We start from the raw sequence: 24,687 nt of genomic DNA, 5'->3' as shown, positions 1-24,687 counted from the left end.
AACGCAAGATTCTCTGATGGCTCGGGCGTATCTCTATTCGTATCGGCTTTGCTGAGTCTATTTACCCAACCGCGTCATTGGTGGTGGACTTCAGTCAGTTTTCTGTCCTCCAGAAAGGTGAGTAGGGCGGGCATAAGGGAGCGATTGAGGGCTCCCTTAAATTTCTCCACTTGTCAGCTTAGAAGTTACCCGGACCGCTGTTGGCAAGCAGCGCTGTACAGGATTCGGTATCTGTGCAGCTCTTTACTTTGCCATTGACCGCGCTGTAACGGATTTTAAGGTTGGAATTTTCTTTATCGGTAAATACGCAATCCCCGCCAGCCGGTGGGAATGCCGCAGTATTGTAGTTGTTGAGAAACGCGGCCGGGTCATCCAATAGTTTTGGGATTCCACCATTACAGCCTCCCGCATTGGCGATACCGCCATTGAGAGTACAGCCGTTTTCACATTCCGGATAACCGGATACTCCCCAAAAACCAATACGCACACCACCGTAATTCAAATAGCCGCCATTTCCCACAGTGGCAGGATCGGCACTGGATTTGCGGATCTCCCAGGTTGAGTGAGCCAATTGTACCGAAGATGCCAGCGCGCCGGTAAATCCCTGATGAGCGGATATTTTGGCATCGTCTTGCAGATTGATAAATTTGGGCGCAGCAGTCACAGCCAAAATACCCAGAATAATAATCACGACAACAAGTTCAATAAGGGTGAATCCGGAAAACGCTTTTTTCATGGCAATATCAGGTTGTTTTTTTGTTAATGGTATTGGCCTGTTTTTTGTGTGTCAATATACTGATTCTTGGTTATTTAATTTGTCAATTAACTGAAGAGATGCGAATTCACGATATAATTCGCTGCTTTTCAGCAGTTCATCATGGGTTCCACTGGCGACCAGTCGGCCTTTGTCCATCACCAGAATTCTGTCGGCATTCACCACCGTTGCCAGCCTGTGGGCGATGACCAGGGTGGTTTTACCCTGCATCAGGGTGTCCAGCGCCTGTTTCACCAGGACTTCGCTGCGGGCATCCAGTGCGCTGGTGGCTTCATCAAGCAAAAGTACCGGTCTGTCAGCCAGAATTGCTCTGGCAATGGCGATACGTTGCTTTTGTCCGCCGGAAAGCCGCACGCCACGCTCACCCAGGTAGGTGTCATAGCCATCTACAAATTCAGCGATAAAGTCATGGGCTCTGGCTGCCTTGCAAGCCGCTATCACCTCACCTTGAGTGGCATCGGGTCTGCCGTAGCGCACATTCTCCAGTACGCTGGTGGCGAAGATGACCGATTCCTGAGGTACCAGGGCAAACTGGGCCCTTAGTTCACTGAGACTGAGTTGCTCGATGGGAATATTATCCAGCGTAATAACTCCTTCAGGTGCGGGATAAAAGCGTTGCAGCAGGGCAAACAGGGTGCTTTTCCCGGCACCGCTGGCGCCGACCAGTGCGACTCGCTCGCCAGCTGACACGCTGAAGCAGAGCTCATGCAATACAGTTTCATCGTGTCCCGGATAGCGGAAACTGAGGTTGCTGATGTGCAGGTTGCCCTGAACCGGATGGGGAAGTGACTCCGGATGCGCAGGCTGGCTAATGTCACTGACGGAATGTGCCAGCTCCATTAAGCGCTCACTGGCCCCGGCAGCCCGCTGTATATCACTGAACACTTCACTGATGGTGCCAACGGCGCCGGCGACCAGAACGGCGTAGAACATAAAGGCCGACAGTTCCCCGGCTGAGATACTGCCGGACATGACGGCGTTGCCGCCGGCCCAGGTGATGGCCAGGATGGCAAAGAAGGCGAGGGTCATGATGAGGCAGATAAGCAGCGCCCGGTAGAAGATTCTGTCTTTGGCGGCAGCCAGAATGGCCTCTACATGGTTGCTGAAATGCTTATCGTCCTGGACCTCATGACCATAAGATTGCACTGTGTATATTTCGTGAATACTTTCATCCACATATGCTCCCAGATCGGCAATTCTGTCCTGACTGCGTTTGGCGAGTTGCCTGACTTTTTTGCCAAGAAAGATAGCGGGAGCAACGACCAGAGGAACTGCTATCAGTACCAGTGCGGTGAGTTTCCAGCTGGTGAATGCCATCATCACCAAGCCGCCCAGCAGGGAAACCGCGGATCTCAGTGCCATGGAAAAGCTGGAACCGACGACGTTTTCAAGCAGTGTGGTGTCTGAGGTGAAGCGGCTGATCACTTCGCCGGTGCGGGATTTGGCGTAAAAGGCGGGAGACAGTGTGAGTAAGGCGCGATAGACCGTCAGCCTGATATCGGCGCTGACTCTTTCACCCAGCCAACTCATCAGATAAAAGCGGCCGAACACGGCGACGGAACTGACGGTGACAATCCCGCCGAGCCAGAGGATGACCTGATCCAGTCGGGTTTCACTGGAATCGCTGAAGCCCTGATCGACCAACATACGAACTCCCTGGCCAATTGCCAACCAGGCCAGTGATCCCAACAGCAAAAAACACAGTGCGGCAATCACCCGACGCCTATAAGGCAAGAGAAATTTGCCGACCCAGCGATACACTTCGGTCTTTGGTATGACTGATTTGGAGGACTGGGGCTGATCTGCAGCACTGGCAGCTAAGTCTGTCACCTAATATTCCCTGTGTCTGTCGAAGTCATCATGACTGTAACACAGCTGCTTGGCAGTTAATCACTGCCTGCATGGAAAACTCTTCTGCCGGGTGCGGCGTTCAATGAAGGCCTGCAGGAATTACTGACTGTGGGGTAACACCGCAGCTAACTGAATGGTCTTGTGCGCTGTTGGTTGTTTTTGGCCGGAGCATTCAATTGGCTATTGTATTTTTGGTGTGACATTTGTTTGTGCCCCAGTCGGCACAAAAGGCTGATTGAGGTCTGAATGGTATTGACCACTGCGGCACATTGCTTTCATGTTTTGAAATATTGGCGGTAGCTAAATGGTCTAAATGCCTGACCTGCATCTGCGTTATCCCTGCCGGCCGCAGGGCTGAAGTCTATGCGGTGCTTGTCAGGATATTGCTCAGGAGCCCAGATCGGTATCTGTGGTGACTTTTCCTGTTATGGCGTTGTAATTGATGGCGAGCCTTGGATCGACGCGCAGTTCGTACCGGCACTGCTGGCTGCTTACGCCACCATCGCCGTTTCCGCCAAAATGCGCAATGTAATCGGTAGGCTGGTCCTGCCCGGCTTCGGAAACACTGGGTTCTTCATGCGCAAACAGAGTATGCCACAAAGAGACGCAGTCGGCTGCGTTATCCAACTGTACTATATCGGTATCGGCGTACATGTAATTCTGTACTGGCCAGCCGTATTTGTTGAAATCCAGATGTCCTGGTTTTTCATAGGGGTGGTTTTCGTCTGATAAACCGGCCGTGGAAAACACGGGTAGGTCCTCGGCCTCGCCATCGCCGTCTTTTACCAGATAGACTGCTCTGGCCATATCTATGCCGGATTTGAAAGCACCGGCAGTGCCCTGCACTGAGGCGATATTGGCATCGTCCTGCAGGCTGAGCAGCTTGGGAGCGGCACTGACGGCCAGAATACCCAGGATGATAATAACCACCACCAACTCAATCAGGGTGAAGCCCTGCTGATGGTGAGCAGTTTGGTGAGTTGTTGCAAATTTCTTCATGGAGTACGGCCGGATCTCTTGAAAAAGCAGCAAATGATAGCAGGTATAGAGTAATTGCACTAGATTTGCGTCATCACGCCTTGAGCAGGAATATTGACGCCGGGACTTGTTCACAGTGGCGCAGGGTTTTACCCTTGTGGCCGCTTTTAATCTTACAGGTACGACTTATGACGCTTCCGCGCAGTTGGTCAGCATTTATTGACTCACAACAATCACAGGACTATTTCCAATCTCTGCAGGCATTTGTCGATGGCGAGAGACAAGCGGGCAAAGCGATTTTTCCGCCGGCAGATGAAGTCTATCGTGCATTCGAGCTGACACCACTGGAGCAGGTCCGGGTAGTTATTCTGGGGCAGGACCCTTATCACGGTCCGGGGCAAGCCCATGGCCTGTGTTTTTCTGTCAAGCCGGGGATAAAACCGCCGCCATCTTTGGCCAATATGTACAAAGAGTTGGCGACTGACGTTGCCGGATTCACTATTCCGGCTCATGGCTATCTGGAATCCTGGGCAAAACAGGGCATCCTGATGCTTAACACTGTACTGACTGTTGAGCAGGGCAAGGCTCACTCCCATGCCAAAGCCGGGTGGGAGGAGTTTACGACTCAGGCTATGAAGCTGTTGAATGCTCAGCCACAGCCTATCATTTTTGTGCTGTGGGGGAGTCACGCCATTAAAAAGGGCAAGGTGATCACCGCGCCTCAGCATCAGGTCATCACCGGGCCACACCCGTCACCACTGTCAGCTTACCGGGGATTCTTTGGCTGTCGTCATTTCTCCAGGGTCAATGAATTGCTTAATGCCCGTGGTGAAACCGGGATTGACTGGCAGGTTTGACACTATTGAGGATTGAAAACGCCGCATACTGATGCGGCGTTGTTGTCTTGGGATCAGGGAATGGTGGTGATGACATCACCGTTACCGGCGTCGTAGAAGATTTGATAACCAGTATCCCGGGTCAGCGCATAGGTACATTGATGCACGCCGGTATAGCTGGCCTGATATTGGGCGTCAGGATCTATGCCTGCCCTGGATACGGTTGGCTCATTGTTGGCGAACAGGATTTGCCACACTGAAACACAGTCCTCAACATTATCCAGATTAGGTAATGCCTCCACTGGCCCTAGGTAATGCTGTGCAGGCCATCCTTGGGCATTGATATCAATGGTTCCTGAACGGTCGCTGGCGTTACTGTAGAGCGGATAGTCCTCCAGCGGCCCGCTTGCGCCCTTGGCTATCCAGGCGGCATGAGCCAGATTGACACTGGCTTTAAATGCCGCGCCCGTTGAGCGCACGCTGGACGTCAGGGCGTCAGACTGCAGATTGATAAATTTGGGCGCAGCAGTTACGGCCAGGATCCCAAGGATGATAATAACGACAACCAACTCTATCAGGGTGAAGCCTTCAGAGTGGCTTTGGCTGTGAGTAAGATTCAATGTCAGGTACGGCTGTTATTGTAATTAAAGGTCAGCTTATCAGTTGCACCATGGGATGAGAAGTAGGTGAAATATATCGGATATGTTACTGGAGTTGGGGCGGTCGCATAAAAAATGCCGCACTGGGTGCGGCATTTCTGCAGAGCCTGGAAGTGCGCAATCAGTGATTACGGGCGACAGCCAGTTTAGCTAAAGAAACCAGCGCCATTTTGAATTCGGTCTCCGGCAGAGGTGCCAGGGCCGCAATGGCTTTGTTGGACTCTTCCATCGCACGCTGGTGGGTATAATCCAGCGCGCCACAGTGATTCAGGGCGTGAATGATGGCGTCGATATCTCGAGTGCCATCACCCTGCTCAATGGCGCGGCGGATCATCTGTTGTTCCTGCTCATTGCCATTGGCGATGGCGAAAATCAGTGGCAGAGTCGGTTTGCCTTCCGCCAAATCATCGCCGATATTTTTACCCAGCTCTTCGGCGTCGGCGGTGTAATCCAGCAAGTCATCAGTTAATTGGAAAGCGGTGCCCAGGTATTTACCATATTCACCCAATGCGCTTTCCCATGCCGGGTCGCTGCCAGCAACCACGGCTGCCAGTTTAGTTGCCGCTTCAAACAGCTTGGCGGTTTTGCAGTAAATCACCCGCATGTAACTTTCTTCAGTGGTATCCGGGTCATTGCAGTTCATTAATTGCAGCACTTCACCTTCAGCCAGCACGTTGGTGGCATCAGCCAGTACCGTCAGCACCTGCATATTCTCCAGCTCAGTCATCATCTGGAAAGAACGGGTATAAAGGAAGTCGCCGACCAGCACACTGGCACTGTTGCCAAACATGGCATTGGCCGTTTCGCGGCCCCGACGCATGGTGGACTCATCCACCACATCGTCATGCAGCAGTGAAGCGGTATGAATGAACTCGACAATGGCCGCCAATTTCAGATGGGCTTCGCCTTCATATTGGATCGCTCGGGCTGCCAAAACTGTCAGCAATGGGCGCAATCGTTTGCCGCCACCATTAATAATGTAAAAACCCAGCTGGTTAATAAGAGCAACATCAGATTCGAGTTGCTTGTAAATCAGCTGATTGACCGCTTGCATATCAGCGTCCGCCAATTGGCGGATGGCATTTAAATCCATATAAAGACTCTAGGTTTACTTTAGGGCCACTGAATACTGCCCGTAGTTCGGCGAAAGTGCTATGATAGCCCAGATTTTACCGAAATTAATCCCCCAGGACAGCACGGGGTCAGGCTTTGTAATGCTGGATGCGATCTTTTTTTAATCTTTGAGCAAAAAGGGTTGCCTGACTGGCATTCTTCGCGTAAACTCCGCGCCCATTGTCAATAAAGTTTTTATGGCGACTGCCCATGCCCGAAAGCTGGCCAGTACGTCAAATGTTTGGAGTAAAATAGCTATGTACGCTGTTTTTCAAAGTGGTGGTAAGCAGCACCGTGTGTCTGTAGGCCACACTCTGCGTCTGGAAAAAATTGAAGTTGCTACCGGCGAAACTATCGAGTTCGATCAGGTTCTGTTGGTTGCTGATGGCGAAAACGTGAAAGTGGGTGCTCCACTGGTTGAAGCTGGCAAAGTTGTTGCCGAAGTTATCAGCCACGGTCGCGGCGAGAAGGTAACTATTCAAAAGTTCAACCGTCGTAAGCACCACGAAAAGAAGATGGGCCATCGTCAGTGGTTCACTGAAGTTAAAATCACTGCTATCAACGCTTAATTAGGAGTCTAACTCATGGCACACAAAAAAGCTGGCGGTTCTACTCGTAACGGCCGCGATTCAGAAAGCAAACGTCTTGGTGTAAAGCGCTTCGGCGGTGAGTCTGTTCTGGCTGGTAACATTATCGTTCGTCAGCGTGGCACCAAGTTCCACGCAGGTGTAAACGTAGGTATTGGTCGTGACCATACCCTGTTTGCTCTGACTGACGGTAAAGTTAAGTTCGAAGTTAAAGGTCCTAACAACCGTAAGTTCGTTAGCATCGAAGAGTAATCTTCGACCTTAATTCGAATCATAAGCCCCGCCATTGGTGGGGCTTTTGTTTTATTTGGTGACTGGGATTCCATCGGAGTCTGGTCTGATTGTTTGGCGCAACCCGGGCTGCGCGGTATAATTCCCGGCTATGGTTGGCGTCAGGAGTAAGTATGAAGTTTGTCGATGAGGCAGTGATCCGCGTCGAAGCGGGTGATGGTGGCAGCGGTTGTGTCAGTTTCCGTCGCGAAAAATATGTGCCTGACGGCGGTCCAGATGGCGGTGATGGCGGTGATGGCGGCAGTGTGTATCTGGAGGCGGATGAAAACCTCAACACGCTGATTGACTACCGTTTCGAGCGTTTCCATATGGCGGAGCGTGGCGAGAATGGCCGCGGCCGTGACTGTACCGGTAAAGGCGGTAATGACCTGGTGCTGAAGGTGCCGGTGGGTACCCGGGCAACTGATGAAGAAACCGAAGAGGTATTGGGCGACCTGACCACTCATGGTCAGAAGTTGCTGGTCGCCAAAGGTGGTTTCCACGGTCTGGGCAATACCCGTTTTAAATCCAGTACTAACCGTGCTCCCCGTCAGAAGACGCTGGGAACACCGGGCGAAGTGCGTAGCCTGCGTCTGGAACTGATGTTGCTGGCCGATGTCGGTCTGCTGGGTATGCCTAACGCCGGTAAATCGACCTTTATCCGCGCAGTGTCCCGTGCCAAGCCAAAGGTAGCGGATTATCCGTTTACCACGCTGGTACCGAATCTGGGTGTGGTTAACCCTCGTCCTGGTCAGAGCTTTGTGATCGCCGATATTCCGGGTCTGATCGAAGGCGCGGCTGATGGTGCGGGTTTGGGGATCCGTTTCCTCAAGCATCTCGAGCGCTGCCGTATTCTGCTGCACATTCTGGATATTGAGCCGATTGATGGCAGCGACCCGGTTGATGCGGCCCGTGCTATTGTGGGTGAACTTGAGAAATATTCTCCCAAACTGGCAGGCAAGCCACGTTGGCTGGTGTTCAACAAAATTGACTTGATGCTCGAAGAGGAAGTTCAGGAAAAAGTTGATCGCATCGTATCTGAATTGGGCTGGGAAGGTGAGGTTTACACCATTTCCGCTTATGCCCGTGAAGGTACTCAGGCATTGTCAGAGAAGTTGATGGACTTCATCAACAGCTTGCCACCTGACGATAAGCGTCGTGATCCTGATGAAGATGTCGAGTTCAAGTGGGACAACTATCATCAGGCCAGCATCGAAGATGTTAACGAAGACTTCGATGATGAGTGGGATGATGACTTCGATGATGACGATTATGACGTCGAAGTGGTATATCAGCGCTGATAACCGCTGAATCTACAAGGGCAATGTGATGACATTGCCCTTTTTGTTATACCGCTCCCAAAGCCAAATTAGGGGCAGATGACTGCCCATCCCACCGATATTTTGTTAACCTGCGCCGACCTGTCTCAAGAACCAAGGAATATCGATGAAAATCGCGATGATAGCCGCAATGGCCCACGACCGGGTGATAGGCCTGGACAATCAGATGCCCTGGCATCTGCCTGAAGATCTCAGGCATTTTAAGGCGGTCACCATGGGTAAGCCTGTGGTGATGGGGCGCAGGACTTACGAATCCATCGGCCGTCCTTTGCCCGGCAGGTTGAATATTGTCATCAGCCGCAATCCAGAGCTCAAGATCGAAGGCGTCAGCTGTGTGACCTCATTTGATGAGGCGCTCGTTTTGTGTGGTGAGTGTGAGGAACTGATGGTGATAGGCGGCGGGCAACTGTATGCCCAGTTGCTACCGGAGGCGGATATTTTGTATCTGACCGAAATTGATCTGCAGGTACAGGGCGATACCCGTTTTCCTGAGTGGCAGGCCGATCAGTGGCAGGAATCTGAGCTTGGGAAAGGCATTAGTGAGCAAGGGCTGGGTTATCGCTTTATCAAACTGATAAAAAAATGTTAACTTGTTGATTCTTTGGCACAGCGCTTCTGCTTGTATGTCTCCTGGGAGGAAGGCTCAGAGGCTCTGGTGTCTGGTTTGATACAGAGTCCCTGATGAATGGACTCTTCAAATAACAGGAATGGACAAGGAGATTCAGATGCGTGTATTGCCCGTGGCGATGATGGCGCTGTTACTGGCAGGCGGGATAGCCAGACCGGTGCAGGCCAGCGATATGCTGGTTGCCAACATTTGTGAGTATGTTAAGTCGGACGACAGAAACCTGCTGCGACAGAAGCTGAAGGACAGTCGTCTCAAGTTACGGCAGATCTATGATGGGATCCGCTGTGACGGTCATACTCTGGTCCGTTTCGCCATGGTATCCGGCGCCAACGAATCCGGTGAGTTCATTGTCTCCCGCTTGCCATCATCCATGCTGCAGCAGGCCGAAAGTGACGGCCTGACTGTTGAAGCATGGGCGGAATCTCAGGGGCATGGTGTCAGCCCCATCGTTGCTGCGCTGAAAGCCCGTATCGGTGGATAAGAGATGCTGAAATACCGGACTTGATGTCCGGTATTTTTTTAGACCCTGAATTCTTTGACTGACGATTGCAGCTCTTCGGCCAGCTTGGCCACCTCAGCGCTGGAATACGCGGTTTGCCCAGCGCCAGTGGCGGTTTCATCGGCGATAGCCGATATTTGCTCAAGCTTGGCGGACACTTCCTGACTTAGCTGGCTTTGCTCATCAGCGGCCTGGTTGATACGATTTCCTGCATCATAGGCGCGGTGGACTGACTCGCTGATGGCTGCCAGCGCAGTGTTGGCCTGCTCGGTTTTCTGTACACAGGCAGTAGCCTGAGAACGCCCATTTTCCATGACAGATACCGCATCCTGCGCACCCTTCTGCAGGATCTCGATCATCTGGTGGATCTCCTGAGTCGAATCCTGGGTCCGGGATGCCAGACTACGCACTTCATCGGCAACCACCGCAAATCCACGGCCCTGTTCGCCGGCGCGGGCCGCTTCGATGGCTGCATTGAGCGCCAACAGGTTGGTCTGATCTGCGATGCCGCGAATCACATCCAGAATGGTGCTGATGGCGGCGCTGTCTGTATGAACTTTATTGATCACCTGTCCCGCTTTGGCGACTTCATCGGCCAGATTCTGGATAATCTGTTTGTTCTCATCGGCAATGGTCTGCATATGCCGGGCCTGAGCATCGGCTTTTTCGACCTGCTCCAGCGCGGCATTGGCGCTCTGGGCTACGTCGTTGGCGCGGGCATTCAGCTCGCTGGTTGCCTGCGCTATCAGATTGACCTGAGTGCGCTGTTCACGGATACCTGATTCCGTCTGAGTCGTGATGGCCGAAGTTTCCTCTGCGGCAGCAGCCAGCTGGGTTGAACGGTCCAAAATACCCTGAATAAGGCTGCTTAAGCTGTTAATCAGGCGGTTGCAATTACGCGCCAGTTCGGCAAATTCGTCTTTACCTGAATCGTCCAGCGTGTGGGTGAGATCGCCGCCAGCCAGAATTTCAAGCGCCTGATTGATGCGGCTAAGTGAGCGACGCAGTGGTCCTATTACGGCAAAACTGACGACAACGGCGGCTATGATGGCGATGACCATCAATACCAGAGTCTGAATACTGGCCCGTTCAATGGCATTGATAGCCTGCTGACTGAGAAGGTTGGCCGCAGATTCTATCTCACCACTGATGGATACCATCTGTGACTCCAGTGCAACGGCGGCCCTTTGGGTCTGCTTCAGCGTCGCGGCGGCCTGCTCTTGCTTGCTTAATTGCATCGACTTTTGTTTGATAAGCCCATCAGCACTGCTGACGGTCGTCATTACGTCACTCAGCCGGGCGGCTATGTCTGCCAATGTGGTCGTCAACGCCGGTAGATTGCTGCCATGGCGCTGCAAATAATCAAGTTTGCCGGAGATATCACTGGTGAGGAAATTGAGGTCACTGACCACAATCTCGTATTTTTGTCGGTCTTTAGCAGAGTTCAGTTCATACACAGCAGTGACCAGCGTGGTCAGGTTGTTGTCGAGTGCAGCGGCCGCAGCGGCAATATTGCGCTCCTGCTCATTGCTGCTGTTTTCCAGCTCTGTGATATCCAGCAGATTGGCAGCGATATCATCCAGATCATTTTCCAGGGCATCCCGGGATTGAACCAGCTGCAAGGTGATGTTGAGAGCACTCAAATGAGCGGTGTGCAGTTGTCGGGCCGAGGCCGCAAAGTCGTCATAACGGCTGGCCAGTTGCCGCACCTGAATCGCGGTCGGTTGTCCCTGAAGCAACTGCTCCAGTCGCTGCATTTCACTGCGGATTTCTCTGTCTTCCTGGTCAACATCAGACACCAGTGATGGGATATCAGCCGCATTCTGATTATGGTACAGGCTGAGCAGTAAACGCTGCTGGCCGGCCAGATTGGCAGCAATACGGTTGGTGGTGATTAGAGAGGGCATGCTGCTTTCTTTCAGGCTGGCGGTAGTAGCTTTCAGACCATTTTGGGTGTAGAGGGAATCTCCTCCCAGTACAACCAGCAAAAGGGTGACAATACTGAATCCCCCAATGACCCTGGTGGTCATGTTGATATTCATAGACGACTCCGGTTCTTATTGTTATTGGCTGCGCTTATCCGTATGCAATTCCGGGGGCCCTGTCAGTGTCGACAGCTGTCATCCTTGAGGCAGCAAAAACTGGCTCCGCTGGCGGACGGAACTTAATGTGTCAGATACGAAAAGCGTACGACTACCGGACCCGGGAACGCGACCGATACTGAATAGTATCGGCCGGACAAGGCGTTATCTTAACGTCTTTTTAACGCTTTTTGGGTAATTTTTTCACCGGTTTCCAGATGAAGCATGGTCAGGTATTCACCCCAGCAGCAGCCGGTGTCCAAAGCCTGAAAGCGGGGAGAGTGGGTTTGACCCATGAGTGCGGCCCAGTGACCAAACACCAGCGTAGTATTCTCAGGCAACGCCAGAGGATACTCAAACCAGGGGCGTAATTTGCCATTCTTGCCCTTGGCCGGAGGTTGTTTGCAGTCAAAATCCAATCTGCCATCTGGATGCAAAAATCGCATACGGGTCAGCGCATTGATGCAATAAATCAGTCGATTGGTCCCGGAGAGCTGTGGCGACCAACAGTCCATCTCGCCGCCGTACATTTTGTTGATCAGCGCATTCAGATAGTCTGGTTGTTTGAGCGCAGCACTGACATTTGCCGCTTCCTGTCTCAGGGTGTCCAGATCCCATTGGGGAGGAACGCCTGCATGGGTCACAATCAGGTTTTTATCGGCCAGCTCGTGCATCAGTGGCTGCTCGCGTACATAGTCAATCAGACAAGACGCATCATCCGCCTCAAGCAATGCCTCAAGCTTGTCACCGGGTTTGGACCGCTTCAGTCCGCCATATACCGCCAGCAGATGCAGATCATGATTGCCCAGCACTGTGTGAACAGCGCCTTCATTGGCGGCAAAAAATCTCAGTACATCAAGGGAGCCCGGACCTCTGGCGACCAGATCGCCCACGGCCCAGAGTTGATCCCGCGAGGGATTAAAGTCGACTTTGGCCAGCAGACGCTGGAATTCGTCATTGCAACCCTGAAGGTCGCCAACAAAATAATGTGCCACAACAACTCCTGTGGATCAGTGTAACAGTCCCGGGACAGCCAGGCGGAATGCGGGGATTTGTGCCTTGAAGATCTGGCCATCAGCGGACTGCATCTGGTAGCTGCCCTGCATCACGCCTACAGGGGTCTCCAGTACTGTGCCACTGGTATATTGATAGGAGGCGTTGGGGGCGATGGTTGGGGTTTCACCAACAACACCGGCGCCCTGAACTTCACTCTTGTGGCCATTGGCGTCGGTAATGATCCAGTGACGACTTTCCAGTGTTGCGGGGGCGGTACCTTCGTTGATGATGGTAATAGTGTAACTGAACAGAAATTTGTCCTGCTCCGGATCAGATTGCTGTTCTATATACTGGGTTTCCACTTCGATTCTGATGCTGGCTTCCAATGCTGTCATCTATCTGTCCTGATATAAAGCGGGCGCCAAAGCGCCCGTGAGGATTATGCCTGTTTGTCACACAGGAGATTGGCCATGGCAACGTATTGCTCGACGCTGATCTCTTCGGGACGGCGGCTGGCGTCAATGCCCAGAGCCTCAAAATCTGCATCGCTCAACAGCTGCTTGAGATTGTTTCTCAGTGTTTTACGACGCATATTGAATGCAGTTGAGCACAGGTGACGCAGTACATCCACATCTTTACAGGGGAATGGCTTCTGGGCATAAGGCACCAGACGCACCACAGCAGAATCCACTTTAGGTGGCGGAGTAAAGCAGCCTGGTGGTACTTCCAGTACCGGCACGACCTGGCAGAAATACTGAGCCATTACCGTCAGGCGACCATAGGCCTTGCTGCCCGGCGCCGCAGACAGACGCAGCACCACTTCTTTTTGCAACATGAAGTGCATGTTTTCGATCTGCTCGGCATATTCGAACAGATGGAACATCAACGGGGTGGAGATGTTGTAAGGCAGGTTACCAAACACCTTGAGTTTTTTACCCGGTACCAGCAACTGGGCGAAATCAAACTGCAGCGCATCGCCCTGATGGATTTCCAGCTTGTCTTTCAGGGTTGGGTGGACCTTGAGGCGTTCAACCAGGTCTTTATCCAGCTCGACGACGGTGAGCTTATCGATTGCCGCAGCAACCGGTTCAGTCAGTGCTGCCAGACCCGGGCCAATTTCGACCATGACATGGTCATTGTCTGGGGCGATGGCGCCCACGATACGATTGATAACATTGCCGTCGGTCAGAAAGTTCTGACCAAAGCGTTTTCTGGCCGTGTGGCCCAAATGGACTTTATTGCTCATTAACTCAGATTTCAGTTCTTTGAGGCCAGTTCAATGGCCTTATTCAGGGCACAGACAAAACTGCCTGTGTCGGCTTTTCCTGTGCCTGCCAATTCCAGTGCAGTACCATGATCGACCGAGGTGCGGATATAAGGCAGCCCCAGAGTGATATTCACTGCTTTGCCAAAGCCCTGCGCCTTGAGCACAGGCAGACCCTGATCATGGTACATCGCCAGCACCACATCGGCATCCTGCAGATATTTGGGCTGGAACAAGGTATCCGCCGGCAGTGGGCCGACGATACTGATTTGCTCTTCTCTGAGCTCATTAAGCGCCGGAATAATCACATCCAGCTCTTCCCGTCCCAGATGGCCATCTTCTCCCGCATGGGGGTTGAGGCCGCAGACGTAGATTCGGGGATTCTCGATCCCGAACTTGTTAATCAAATCCTGATGCAGAATTCGAATAATATGATGCAGACGATCCCTGGTGATGGCCTTGGATACATAGGCCAGCGGAATATGGGTGGTAACCAGCGCAACCTGCAACCCGGGACAGGAGAGCAGCATGACCACATCCTGACAATTGGCCTGATGGGCGAAAAACTCGGTATGGCCGCTGAAAGAGATCCCGGACTGATTGATAATACCTTTGTGTACCGGCCCGGTTACCACAGCGTCAAATTCACCGGCAATGTTCTTTTCACCGGCATACTTCAGGGTTTCAACCACATAGCTGCTGTTGGCTTCATTCAACTGGCCGCACTTTACATCGGCCCGCAGATTGAAAGGCACAATGGTCAGTGTCCCGGCTTCCTGCGCTCTGGGCGCCTGACCGGGCTGATAAGGACGAAGTTGCAGCTGCAATCCGAGCATTTTTGCCCGGGCCTGGAGCAGGCTGGGGTCTGCGCACACAATAAGTTCAGCGTCCCAGGCCTGCTGAGCCAACTGAACCACCAGATCCGGTCCAATACCTGCCGGTTCCCCCGGTGTGACTGCGATACGCTTGATGTCCAATCTGTTACTCCCCGCTCTGATCGTACACATGAATGTACGCATCGGCACGCATTTCGTCCAGCCAGTTCTGCAGCTCTTCATTGAACTTGCGACGGAAGATCAACTGGTGGGCACGATTGGTGTTGAATCTGTCGGTGGCATCAGTTTTGCGGCGATCTTCCAGCTGCACTATGTGCCAGCCATGGCTGGAGCGGAAAGGCTCGCTGAGCTCACCGACCTTCAGTTCGTTCAGGGTGTTGGCAAACGCCGGCACATACAGACTTGGCTCAGCCCAGCCCAGTTCGCCCCCTTTCGCAGCGCTGCCCGGATCTTCAGAGTACTGGCGGGCCAAATCAGCGAAGTTGGCCTTACCTTCACGGATCTCTTTAACGAACTTGTCCAGCATCGCCTTGGCTCTGTCTTCGGACAGAATGGGTGATGGCTTGAGCAGGATATGACGGGATTTCACTTCGTCGATTTCCTGAGTCTGCATGCCACGGATATCCATCACTTTGATGATGTGAAAACCGCTGCCGCTTTTAATCGGACCAATGATGTCGCCTTTCTTGGCGCCTTCCACAACTTCGGCAAACAGGGTTGGCATCTCATTGATGTTCATGTAATCCCAGATGCCGCCTTCCAGCGCTTTGGGGCCTGACGAGGCCGCTATCGCAACCTGACGGAAGTCAGCGCCTTCATTCAGCCGTTTGAGTACTGCTTCGGCACGTTTCTGGGCCGCATCCAGCTCAGCAGAGGTCGGGTTGGATGGCAGTTCAATCAGGATGTGGCCTATCTGGAAATCCACATTTTTCATGCCCTGTTCTTCAATCAATTTCACCAGCGCAGAGATTTCCTGTGGGGAAATCTGGATGCGGCGCTGCACCTGAATGCGCTGTACTTCACCCAGAGTGATCTCTTCCCGCAGTTGCTCACGATACTGACTGAAGCTGATTCCGGATGCTTCCACTGCTTTGCGCAGCTGGTCAACCGTCATTTTTTGATCTTTGGCGATATTTTCAATGGTCTGGTCCAGTTGCAGATCACCGACATGCAGCCCCATTCTATCGGCCATCTGCAATTGCAGACGGGTCAGGATCAGACGTTCAATGACCTGGGTACGCAACGCCTGATCTGACGGCAGTACCTGCCCGGATTCCGCGGCATTGCGCTTAACGTCGGCCATCATATTGTCGACTTCACTTTGCAGGATCACGCCATCATTAATCTGCACCGCCACTGAATCCAGCGGCTGTGGTGCGGCAAAAGCCATTTGGCTCATTACCAGGGTCAGAAAAGCTACTATCAGTCTGTTAATGGGTTTCATCCAAAAATCCTTGGCCTCACAGAATCAGGCCCAATGCCTGATTTGGTTTCGTTATTGGACTGCCGGTCCGCTAAGTGGTTCAGCAATCTATCACATTTTTATGCCCTTGAGGCGGGTTAAATTTTCGGCCACCCAAGGTGGCCAAAGTTCAGTTTCTCAGGTAGAGAGGTTTGCGGTAGTTGAACAGACCTTCGTTCAGCATATCTTCGACGCCTAGCGGACCTGAACCACCCAAGCCTTTGATTACAAAGTTAAGATACACACCGCTTTCGAATTGGTCACGGGGATCCTGCACAGTGGCAATATCATCATCGTAATTGGTCTTGATGCGATAGTGATAGCTCAGGCGCACCGCCCAGCAACATGACTCATATTGGAAGCCGGTGTAGGTTTCTATACTGCGGCTCTCGTTCAGATCGTAATACCAGTTTCCGACAAAGTAGAGGTCATCCATGATCGGCCAGGCACCCCGAATACCGGCCTGGGAAATATCGACTCTGTCATTGGTGTTGGTGTTGAGCAGATCCGGTACATAGCGGTAGCTCAGCTGCACCAGCTTATTGGCGCCGGGACGGTAGTCTAGGGTAAATTCAGTTTTTTTGTTGTCACGCTCACGGGTGTCGTACTGCAGCGCGCCGCTGAAGTAGAAATCCTCATAGAGTTTGGCGTCCATTTCAGCTGCCAGTACTGAGAAGGACGGCGTCTCCTCCACCAGATCCGGCTGCAAACTGACCTTGTTGTCTTCCAGATAGAAAATCTGTCCCAGACTGAACTTCAGCTGCTCTTCATTGTGGTCGTCAAACAAGCGGGTTGTGACCCCGAGTGTGACCTGATTGGCATTGGCAATGCGATCCAGGCCGGCATAGCGACGGTCACGGAACAAACCGTAGAAGTCATCCTGCAGCGCTGCAGTATCGTACAGGCCGATGTCAGATTGATCCTGATAGCCGACGTACAGATATTGAATTTGTGGCTCAAGTGTCTGGCGATAGTTGGCGTCAAACAGGCGGGTCTGACGCTCGAAGTTCACCTGACCATAGAGGCGGGCTTGCGGGATAGTGCGGCTGACATGGGACGCCATGCCGGAATCCGTGGCGAAATCACGCTGCCAGTAATTGGTCTGGTACAGCTTCAGTTCGCTGACGAACGAACCTGCAGGTCCATAAACCGGGAAGGTCAGCGAGGGTTCCAGATGCAAACGGGTTGCCGTTGGGATCTGTTGTCCGCTGGAAGCCAGTTCACCGGCATCTTTATGGGCAAAATTGGTCACTTCTGAGGCAAAGTTGAAATCCAGGTATTGCCACAGATCCGGTGAGAAATAATTGAAATTAACCTGGGGCATCACCTGATAGGGTTCGTCATTTTCCCCCAGTACCTTGATGTCCTGTACCCTGATACCGGCGTTCCAGTTGTTCTGGAAATAGGATAGTTCTCCCACCCGGGACAGCTGGTTATCGGTCGCCTGCGCAACGTCAGAATCCAGATCGTTAAAGAAGTTGTTGTCGGACACATCTGTGTAGTCTGCCAGTACCCGCCAGTTCTTATCGATGGCGCCCTGGTGATCCCAGTGGTACAGATACCGGTCCGGGCTGCCCGCCAGACTGCGGTCACTGCCCAGATATTCCAGATTGATTTTGCCCTGTTGTGCTTCACCGGCCAGATAACGGAACTCGTTCTTCAGAAACAGACCACGATTGGACATGTACTGCGGGGTAAAGGTCATGTCGTATTCAGGTGCAATGTTCCAGTACCAGGGCAGGGCAAACTCAACCCCATTGGTTGAGCTGGTGCTGAACGTCGGGAACAGCAAACCTGTCTTGCGTTTGTCCGATACAGGTACCGTCATGTAAGGCACATACAGTACCGGAATACCGCCTACTCTGAGTCTGGCATCCCAGATTTCACCCCATTCCTCTTTGGAATCGATTTTGATTTTGTCGGCTTCCAGCAACCAGGAGCTGTCTCCCGGGGGACAGGTGGTAAAGTTGGTTTCGCTCAGCAGCAGGTTGTTGTCAGGTGTAATTTCCAGTTCGCTGGCATCGCCATGTACCTGTTGGCCATGGAGCCAGTACTGAGCGCCCTTGAGTGTGGCGCTGTTGTTCTTCATGCGAGCCTGCAGCGCGTCGGCCGTCACGGTAAAGGCGCTGTCCTGAAATACCAGATTGCCATTGGCATCCAGCTGCTCTTTGTGCTGATCCAGTACGGCTTCGTCGGCTTTGATAAGCCGATTGCCCTGCGTCACTGTCACGTCGCCGGAGAATCTGGCCTGCTTGCCCATCTGGGCCTGGGAATCAACCGAGCTGATACGGATCAGTTGATCTTTATTTTGTTTGTCTGACTGGAGATCGGGAACCGGCACAGGAGGTTGAACAACGCACTGAGACGCTTGCTCAGCGGGTGCTTCGCCTGCCATAACGAGTTGAGGTAACAGGCTCAGGGCCACAAGGTAACGGATCTGCATCTTGAACAATAAAGTATGTGATTTCTTTGTCTGGACAAAAATCGGAGGGAAAGGTTGCACTTATCCTTGCGCAACTCAGTCAAACCAAGAAATTCATACTCTTGGCTGTTTCCGGATGTTATGGCGGGTATAATAAAGCAATTTTTCTCCAAGAGCCACGAGATGACTTTGCAAGACCCGAGATTTCTTTGTCTGCAGGCCTGGTTGCAGCAGCAATTGCCAGCAGGTTTTTCTGTTTGCCTGATATCCGGGGACGCGAGTTTTCGTCGCTATTTCCGGGTGCAAACTGCTGAAAATAGTCTGATCGCCGTGGATTCTCCACCCGAGTTGGTTCCCATTGCACCATTTTTGGCCTTGGATAATGCCTTTGCCAATGCTGGACTTGCCGTACCTGCAGTGATTGCTGCCAATGACAAAGATGGACTGATGTTGCTCGAAGATCTTGGGGATGTGCAACTGGGCAGTTTGCTGAATGCCGACAATGTGGCGTACTGGTATCGCAGGGCGCTGAACATGCTGCCACAGGTACTTGGTATTCAGCGCAGTGAGCTTGGAGTGCTGACCGATTATGATGCTGCCTTTGTTGAGCGTGAGTTGGCCATTTTCTCTGAATGGCTGCTTCAGGTACATCTCAAACTGGAAGATATACCTGAAGCCCTGCTTGAGCGCAGTTTCGCGCTGTTGACGGAAAGCGCCATGGCGCAGCCCAAAGGCGGGATGCACCGGGATTTTCACAGTCGCAATATCATGGTCAGAAATGATGAGCTGGTGCTTATCGATTTTCAGGATGCGGTGCTTGGGCCGATTACATACGATGCCGTCTCTTTGCTGCGGGACTGTTATGTGCGCTGGGATGACGCTCTGATCAATACCCTGCGGGATGAGTATTTTGACATGCTTCGTCAGCAAGGGCTGTTGCCTGTGGACGTATCACGCGGGCAATTCCAGCGCTGGTTCGATCTGATGGGACTGCAGCGCCATATCAAGGCTGCCGGTATCTTTGCCCGTTTGTTCCATCGCGATGGCAAAGCCGGTTACCTTAAAGATATTCCGCTGACCCTGACCTATATAGTGGATATCGCCCGGCGTTATCCCGAGCTGCACGCCCTCAGTGAGTGGATGGTAAGCACTGTGCAGCCTGCAGTGTTGCAATGGCAGGAGCAACCTTCACTGCGTCTGGAGGACGAGCAATGAAAGCCATGATCCTGGCCGCAGGGCGCGGTGAGCGGTTGCGACCACTGACGGATTCCTGCCCCAAACCTCTGGTCAAAGCCGGTGGCAAGCCACTGATTGAATACCACCTGGAAAATCTGGCGCGGGCTGGCTTTACCTCTGTGATCATCAATCACGCCTGGCTTGGGCACATGCTGGAGCAGACGCTGGGCGACGGCAGTCGCTGGGGGCTGAGCATCGCCTACAGTCCGGAAGCCACGGCACTGGAGACAGGTGGCGGCATCAAGCAGGCGTTGCCGCTGCTGGCACCTGACGGCAGAGAGCCCTTTTTGGTGATCAACGGCGATATCTTCATCGATGACCTGCCATCCAAATCTGCACTGCAACTGCCCGCAGGTGCGCTGGCCAAACTGTTTCTGGTGGATAATCCACCGCAGCATCCCAATGGCGATTTTTTGCTACAGGACGGGCTGGTATTTGAATCCTGTGACCAGAGCCGACTGACATTTGCCGGGATGGGCGTGTATCATCCGGCACTGTTTGCAGACAGCCCAGAAGGTGCCTTCGGCACTCCACTGCTGCTGCGCCGCGAGATGCCGGCGGGCAGAATTGCCGGGGAGCATTTTACCGGCTACTGGTGCGATGTTGGCACAGTAGAGCGACTGGCCGGACTGGAAGCCAGACTTCTGGCCAAATAAGGCCAGCAACAATAATCAAATCTGATAACACAGGATTTTCCATGCGTTTGTGGGGCAAATTTTTCGGGGTCGGTATTGGCTTTATGTTCGGCAAGTTTGCCGGCGCCCTGTTGGGGCTGGTGATTGGTCACTGGTGGGATACTCGCGGTGGCAAGCTCAAGGCTATCCGCCGTCGGGGCACCAATCGTCAGGCGGTATTTTTCAACTCTACCTTTGCTGTTATGGGGCATGTAGCCAAAGCTTCTGGCCGGGTGACTGAAGATGATATCCGGCTGGCATCACTGGTGATGGATCAGATGCGTCTGACCGGCGATGCCAGAAGAGATGCACAGCAGGCATTTCGCGATGGCAAAGCGGCTGACTTCGATTTGAAAGGCTGTTTGCGGGCGTTTCGCTTGTTGACTCTGGGGCGCCCAGAGTTGCTGCAGATGTTCCTGGAAATCCAGATCCAGACGGCGCTGGCCGATGGCGAGTTGCAACCCAAAGAGCAAAAGATATTGCAGGTGATTGCCACTGAACTGGGCTTTAAGGCATCGCAGCTGAACGAATTGTTGAGTCGTTGGCAGGCGGAGTTCAGGTTCCGTCAGTCCGGTGGGACTCAGGTGCAGCCGATTGAGCAGGCCTATAAAGTGCTGGGGATTGCTGCCAGTGCTGCGGATCAGGATGTGAAGCGGGCCTATCGCAAATTAATGAACGAGCACCACCCGGACAAACTGGTAGCCAAAGGCTTGCCTCCTGAGATGATGGAGCTGGCCAAACAAACTGCGCAGGATGTGCAAAGGGCTTACGACAGGATTAAAGCTGAGCGTGGCATGCGCTGATATTTGCCATTAATCACTAACGGGGAGCATTGCTCCCCGTTGTGTTATCAGCTCAGAACAGCCAGCTGGTTGGATTGGCAATAGGTTGTTGCTTTTCTAGCGCCTGGAAGCCCTTGATGTTGCGAACGATAAACCAGACCAACCAGAACAGCCAAATCAGATAGCCGACCACAATCAGTGCCAGCAGGATACCGACAAACATCATCAGCAAACCAATCCAGAAGGTGCGGATTTGGTATTGATAGTGGGTCTGCACCCACGGCTGGGCATCATCTTTGTTGATGTACGCCAATATCACACCGATTATGCCGGTGATACCAAATACCAACCCCACCAGATACAGCAGATACACAATTTTCGCACCACCTGCACCGCTGTCGCCGGCTGTGGTTATTTCTCGTTCCATAAGATGGCCTCCCTGAGTGTTGAACGAGAGAGTATGCCAAGCTTGTTTACAGATAGAAAGTGTTCGCGTTGCGTTGAAATCCGCGGGAGGTTCAACGCCAATCTGCCGATGTGCAGAGGGACAGGAAAATGAGTTGGCAAGACGGTAATCAGGGGATTGATTATCTGCCGGCGACTTTGCTGAAGGGATAAACCAATAGGCCACCCTGAGGTGGCCTTAATTGGTATGGCAGAGGATTACTCTTTGCCGTACACGTTGTTTTCCTGCTCCTGCACCCGGATAAAGGTGGTGCGCTTGGTCAGCTCTTTGAGCTTGGCAGCACCCACATAGGTACAGGTAGAACGCACGCCGCCCAGGATGTCGGCGATGGTGTTTTCCACACTGCCGCGGTAGGGCAGCAACACGGTTTTACCTTCGGCAGCTCGGTATTTGGCCACGCCGCCAGAGTGCTTGTCCATGGCAGACTGGGACGACATGCCGTAGAACTTCATATAGTGTTTGCCATCCTGTTCAATGACTTCACCGCCACTCTCTTCGTGACCGGCCAGCATGCCACCCAGCATCACGAAATCGGCGCCGCCACCGAAGGCTTTGGACACATCGCCGGCGCAGGTACAGCCGCCGTCACCAATAATCTGACCGCCCAGACCGTGAGCTGCATCAGCACACTCAATAATGGCTGACAGCTGTGGATAGCCAACCCCGGTTTTCACCCGGGTGGTACACACTGAGCCTGGGCCAATGCCCACTTTGACGATATCGGCGCCGGCCAGGATCAGCTCTTCCACCATATCGCCGGTCACCACGTTGCCGGCACTGATCACTTTGTCAGGGAATTGGGCACGCACACGCTGCACATATTCCACCAGATGCTCGGAATATCCATTGGCTATATCGACGCAGATAAAAATCAACTCATCGGACATGGCCATGATGTCTTTGGTTTTCTGGAAATCAGCATCAGAGGTACCGGTGGACACCATGACATTGTTGAGGGTTTGCTTGTCGGCGCTGGCCACAAACTCACTCCAGTCCTGCACTGTGTAGTGCTTGTGCACTGCGGTCATGCATCCGTGTCTGGCCAGTGCGGCGGCCATGGCAAATGAACCCACTGAGTCCATATTGGCGGCGATTACAGGTACGCCGGCCCATTGACGGCCACTATGCTTGAAGGTAAACTCGCGGGTTAATTCAACTTGAGAGCGGCTTTTCAGGGTGGAGCGTTTCGGGCGAAACAAAACATCTTTAAAACCCAATTTCAGGTCTTGTTCGATACGCATTTGGAGTTCCTCTACATCTATCGGACGCGTGCTCTCCTTAGAGTCCTGTTGGCAGATAAGTCTCTAAGTTGTTGTCGAGCAGGCACAAAAAAACCGGAGCGTTGGCAGACGCTCCGGTTTTCGGCATTATAGGCAGGGATTTTACCAAGGCAATAGCTAAAGTCAGACGTCTGTCCTTTTTATCCTGTTATTTGCACAGTAATTCACCGCCACTTCCCCACTTTTCAATTCACACCCATTGTTACTTACTGTTTAGTAAGGGCTTTTTTATTTTCTGGCAATATGTCCTGATAGTGTTTTTGTTTTGGAACACTGTGTTTTTGGGTTGTCTGTGCCTTTATCTTTGTAGACGGGCTGTTACGCTCGTTTTGCGACTTATCCTGAGCACCTGAACCGACCGTCGCTAGACAGGCATTATCCGTTACTCAGCGACGTCTGCGAGTATTGCCACCGAGTGCCCGTTTGCGGGCCCTCTGTTTCTGCGCTGCCCTGGACAGCCGTGGATTATCATCCTCCCGGGTCAGATCCGGCTCAAATCCGGGATACCACTGGCGTGGCAGACGGGTATCCAGCAGCGCCTCCAGCTCTTCCATGGCGCGGGCATCTTTTTGAGTGAAAAAGGTAATGGCGAGACCTTTGTTGCCGGCGCGACCGGTACGACCAATGCGGTGCACATAATCCTCGGCCACAAACGGCAGCTCCATATTGATCACTACAGGTAATTCGTCGATATCCAGCCCGCGGGCAGCGACGTCGGTGGCGACCAGTGCCTGCAGTTCACCATTTTTGAAACTGGTCAGCACTGTGTCTCTGGCTTTCTGTGACAGATCTCCATGAAATGCCTGTGCCTTGATTTGCGCTGCAGTCAGAGCTGTCGCCAGCTTGTCGGCGCCTTCTTTGGTACGGCTGAATACCAGCACCTGAGGCCAGGCTTTATGGCGCAGCAAGTGGCACAGCAAACCTGCTTTCCTGTCATCATCGACTTCATAAATCTGCTGCTCGATATCCTGATTGCCTGCATTGCGCTTATCCACTTCCAGTAGCACAGGGCTTTGCAGCAGCCCTTTACTGAAGCGGAAGATGTTGTCATCGAAAGTGGCGGAAAACAGCAGAGTCTGACGCTGCTTGTTGATCTTCTTCAGCACCATCTGGATTTCATCTTTAAAGCCCATATCCAGCATGCGGTCGGCTTCATCCAGCACCAGGAAATCAATATGGCGAAGGTCTACTGTACGTTTGCGCACATGGTCGAGCAGTCGCCCCGGGGTAGCCACCAGAATATCCGCTCCCTGCGCCAGCGCTTTTTGCTGAGCCTCAAACGCGGCGCCGCCGTACAGGCATACGCAATGCAGACCAAGTCCCTGAGCGTATTGGCTGATATTGGCCTGTACCTGCTGCGCCAGCTCCCGGGTGGGCACCAACACCAGGGCTTTGCTTGAGCCATCTGCGTCACTGCCCAGCAGTTTTTGCAGTATCGGCAGGGCAAAAGCGGCGGTTTTGCCACTGCCGGTTTTGGCGCCGGCCATCACATCCTTGCCATCCAGCACCACAGGAATCGCACTGGCCTGAATGGCTGTGGGCGTGATAAACCCAAGCTGCTGCAGGTTGGCGACAATAACTGGGGCGAGATTGAGTGAAGCAAAGGACATAAGAGATTACCGGCGGATAAACAGGCCGCGATTGTAGCAGGG

Annotated in this window: 24 protein-coding genes; 9 read left to right on the top strand and 15 right to left on the bottom strand. The window is 52.8% G+C overall.

Annotated elements, in window-relative coordinates; all coding sequences use genetic code 11:
* Positions 1-178: 178 nt before the first annotated feature.
* The 3 genes from ACRRUX_RS02205 to ACRRUX_RS02195 form a co-directional block, all read right to left on the bottom strand.
* Entirely contained in the window at positions 179-736 is a 558-nt protein-coding gene (locus ACRRUX_RS02205; RefSeq protein ID WP_432526715.1) for a type II secretion system protein, read from the bottom strand.
* 51 nt (positions 737-787) lie between these two features.
* Positions 788-2,605 (bottom strand): ABC transporter transmembrane domain-containing protein, encoded by a 1,818-nt coding sequence (locus tag ACRRUX_RS02200; protein ID WP_432526713.1) that lies wholly within the window; start codon positions 2,603-2,605, stop codon positions 788-790.
* Between the two features lie 408 nt (positions 2,606-3,013).
* Complete coding sequence (locus ACRRUX_RS02195) at positions 3,014-3,625, bottom strand: type II secretion system protein (RefSeq protein WP_432526711.1); 612 nt, start codon at positions 3,623-3,625, stop codon at positions 3,014-3,016.
* A gap of 167 nt (positions 3,626-3,792) precedes the next feature.
* On the opposite strand from ACRRUX_RS02195, the gene ung reads away from it, so the two are divergent.
* A complete protein-coding gene (gene ung, locus ACRRUX_RS02190) occupies positions 3,793-4,461 on the top strand; it encodes a uracil-DNA glycosylase (RefSeq protein ID WP_432526709.1) in 669 nt (222 codons plus the stop codon).
* A gap of 53 nt (positions 4,462-4,514) precedes the next feature.
* Here ung and ACRRUX_RS02185 read toward each other — a convergent pair whose 3' ends face one another.
* Together ACRRUX_RS02185 and ispB are read right to left on the bottom strand one after the other, a co-directional pair.
* Positions 4,515-5,060 (bottom strand): type II secretion system protein, encoded by a 546-nt coding sequence (locus ACRRUX_RS02185; protein ID WP_432526707.1) that lies wholly within the window; start codon positions 5,058-5,060, stop codon positions 4,515-4,517.
* A 160-nt stretch (positions 5,061-5,220) separates the two neighbouring features.
* Positions 5,221-6,192: an octaprenyl diphosphate synthase gene (ispB, locus tag ACRRUX_RS02180; protein WP_432526705.1), complete on the bottom strand. Its 972-nt coding sequence runs from the start codon at positions 6,190-6,192 to the stop codon at positions 5,221-5,223.
* A gap of 277 nt (positions 6,193-6,469) precedes the next feature.
* Here ispB and rplU point away from each other — a divergent pair, with 277 nt between their 5' ends.
* From rplU to ACRRUX_RS02155, 5 genes are all read left to right on the top strand, one after another.
* Entirely contained in the window at positions 6,470-6,781 is a 312-nt protein-coding gene (gene rplU, locus ACRRUX_RS02175) for a 50S ribosomal protein L21 (protein ID WP_115136185.1), read from the top strand.
* Between the two features lie 15 nt (positions 6,782-6,796).
* Entirely contained in the window at positions 6,797-7,051 is a 255-nt protein-coding gene (gene rpmA, locus ACRRUX_RS02170) for a 50S ribosomal protein L27 (protein ID WP_037439204.1), read from the top strand.
* 152 nt (positions 7,052-7,203) lie between these two features.
* Positions 7,204-8,370, top strand: a complete 1,167-nt coding sequence (cgtA, locus tag ACRRUX_RS02165; RefSeq protein WP_432526701.1) for an Obg family GTPase CgtA — start codon at positions 7,204-7,206, stop codon at positions 8,368-8,370.
* Between the two features lie 145 nt (positions 8,371-8,515).
* A complete protein-coding gene (gene folA, locus ACRRUX_RS02160; protein ID WP_432526699.1) occupies positions 8,516-8,998 on the top strand; it encodes a type 3 dihydrofolate reductase in 483 nt (160 codons plus the stop codon).
* Positions 8,999-9,134: 136 nt separating this feature from the next.
* Positions 9,135-9,518 (top strand): DUF3718 domain-containing protein, encoded by a 384-nt coding sequence (locus ACRRUX_RS02155; RefSeq protein ID WP_432526697.1) that lies wholly within the window; start codon positions 9,135-9,137, stop codon positions 9,516-9,518.
* Positions 9,519-9,556: 38 nt separating this feature from the next.
* Here the strand turns inward: ACRRUX_RS02155 and ACRRUX_RS02150 are convergent, their stop codons facing one another.
* The 7 genes from ACRRUX_RS02150 to lptD form a co-directional block, all read right to left on the bottom strand.
* Positions 9,557-11,578 carry a methyl-accepting chemotaxis protein gene (locus ACRRUX_RS02150; protein ID WP_432526695.1) on the bottom strand — a complete coding sequence of 674 codons (2,022 nt, stop codon included), beginning with the start codon at positions 11,576-11,578 and terminating at the stop codon, positions 9,557-9,559.
* A 209-nt stretch (positions 11,579-11,787) separates the two neighbouring features.
* Positions 11,788-12,612, bottom strand: a complete 825-nt coding sequence (locus ACRRUX_RS02145) for a symmetrical bis(5'-nucleosyl)-tetraphosphatase (RefSeq protein ID WP_432526693.1) — start codon at positions 12,610-12,612, stop codon at positions 11,788-11,790.
* A 15-nt stretch (positions 12,613-12,627) separates the two neighbouring features.
* Positions 12,628-13,008, bottom strand: coding sequence for a Co2+/Mg2+ efflux protein ApaG (gene apaG / locus ACRRUX_RS02140; protein ID WP_432526691.1), 381 nt, complete (start codon positions 13,006-13,008; stop codon positions 12,628-12,630).
* Positions 13,009-13,052: 44 nt separating this feature from the next.
* Positions 13,053-13,859 (bottom strand): 16S rRNA (adenine(1518)-N(6)/adenine(1519)-N(6))-dimethyltransferase RsmA, encoded by an 807-nt coding sequence (gene rsmA, locus ACRRUX_RS02135; protein ID WP_432526689.1) that lies wholly within the window; start codon positions 13,857-13,859, stop codon positions 13,053-13,055.
* 11 nt (positions 13,860-13,870) lie between these two features.
* A complete protein-coding gene (gene pdxA, locus ACRRUX_RS02130) occupies positions 13,871-14,854 on the bottom strand; it encodes a 4-hydroxythreonine-4-phosphate dehydrogenase PdxA (RefSeq protein ID WP_432526687.1) in 984 nt (327 codons plus the stop codon).
* 4 nt (positions 14,855-14,858) lie between these two features.
* A complete protein-coding gene (gene surA, locus ACRRUX_RS02125; protein WP_432526685.1) occupies positions 14,859-16,157 on the bottom strand; it encodes a peptidylprolyl isomerase SurA in 1,299 nt (432 codons plus the stop codon).
* A gap of 148 nt (positions 16,158-16,305) precedes the next feature.
* Complete coding sequence (gene lptD, locus ACRRUX_RS02120; RefSeq protein ID WP_432526751.1) at positions 16,306-18,618, bottom strand: LPS assembly protein LptD; 2,313 nt, start codon at positions 18,616-18,618, stop codon at positions 16,306-16,308.
* Positions 18,619-18,780: 162 nt separating this feature from the next.
* Between lptD and ACRRUX_RS02115 the strand changes: the two genes are divergently transcribed.
* From ACRRUX_RS02115 to djlA, 3 genes are read left to right on the top strand one after another with little or no spacing between them, the layout of a single operon-like run.
* A complete protein-coding gene (locus ACRRUX_RS02115) occupies positions 18,781-19,812 on the top strand; it encodes an aminoglycoside phosphotransferase family protein (RefSeq protein WP_432526683.1) in 1,032 nt (343 codons plus the stop codon).
* On the top strand, positions 19,809-20,489 hold the full coding sequence (gene murU, locus ACRRUX_RS02110) for an N-acetylmuramate alpha-1-phosphate uridylyltransferase MurU (RefSeq protein ID WP_432526681.1): 681 nt from the start codon (positions 19,809-19,811) through the stop codon (positions 20,487-20,489). Before ACRRUX_RS02115 ends, murU begins: the two co-directional genes overlap by 4 nt.
* A gap of 41 nt (positions 20,490-20,530) precedes the next feature.
* Positions 20,531-21,310, top strand: coding sequence for a co-chaperone DjlA (djlA, locus tag ACRRUX_RS02105; RefSeq protein ID WP_432526679.1), 780 nt, complete (start codon positions 20,531-20,533; stop codon positions 21,308-21,310).
* Between the two features lie 52 nt (positions 21,311-21,362).
* Here djlA and ACRRUX_RS02100 read toward each other — a convergent pair whose 3' ends face one another.
* From ACRRUX_RS02100 to ACRRUX_RS02090, 3 genes are all read right to left on the bottom strand, one after another.
* A complete protein-coding gene (locus ACRRUX_RS02100; RefSeq protein ID WP_432526677.1) occupies positions 21,363-21,716 on the bottom strand; it encodes a DUF4870 family protein in 354 nt (117 codons plus the stop codon).
* Positions 21,717-21,952: 236 nt separating this feature from the next.
* Positions 21,953-22,996: a GMP reductase gene (locus tag ACRRUX_RS02095; RefSeq protein WP_432526675.1), complete on the bottom strand. Its 1,044-nt coding sequence runs from the start codon at positions 22,994-22,996 to the stop codon at positions 21,953-21,955.
* 425 nt (positions 22,997-23,421) lie between these two features.
* Positions 23,422-24,645, bottom strand: coding sequence for a DEAD/DEAH box helicase (locus ACRRUX_RS02090; RefSeq protein WP_432526673.1), 1,224 nt, complete (start codon positions 24,643-24,645; stop codon positions 23,422-23,424).
* Between the last annotated feature and the right edge of the window lie 42 nt (positions 24,646-24,687).

It is taken from the genome of Shewanella sp. GXUN23E (assembly GCF_050865035.1).
GTDB lineage: Bacteria > Pseudomonadota > Gammaproteobacteria > Enterobacterales > Shewanellaceae > Shewanella.
This window is presented reverse-complemented; position numbering and strand designations above follow the sequence as displayed.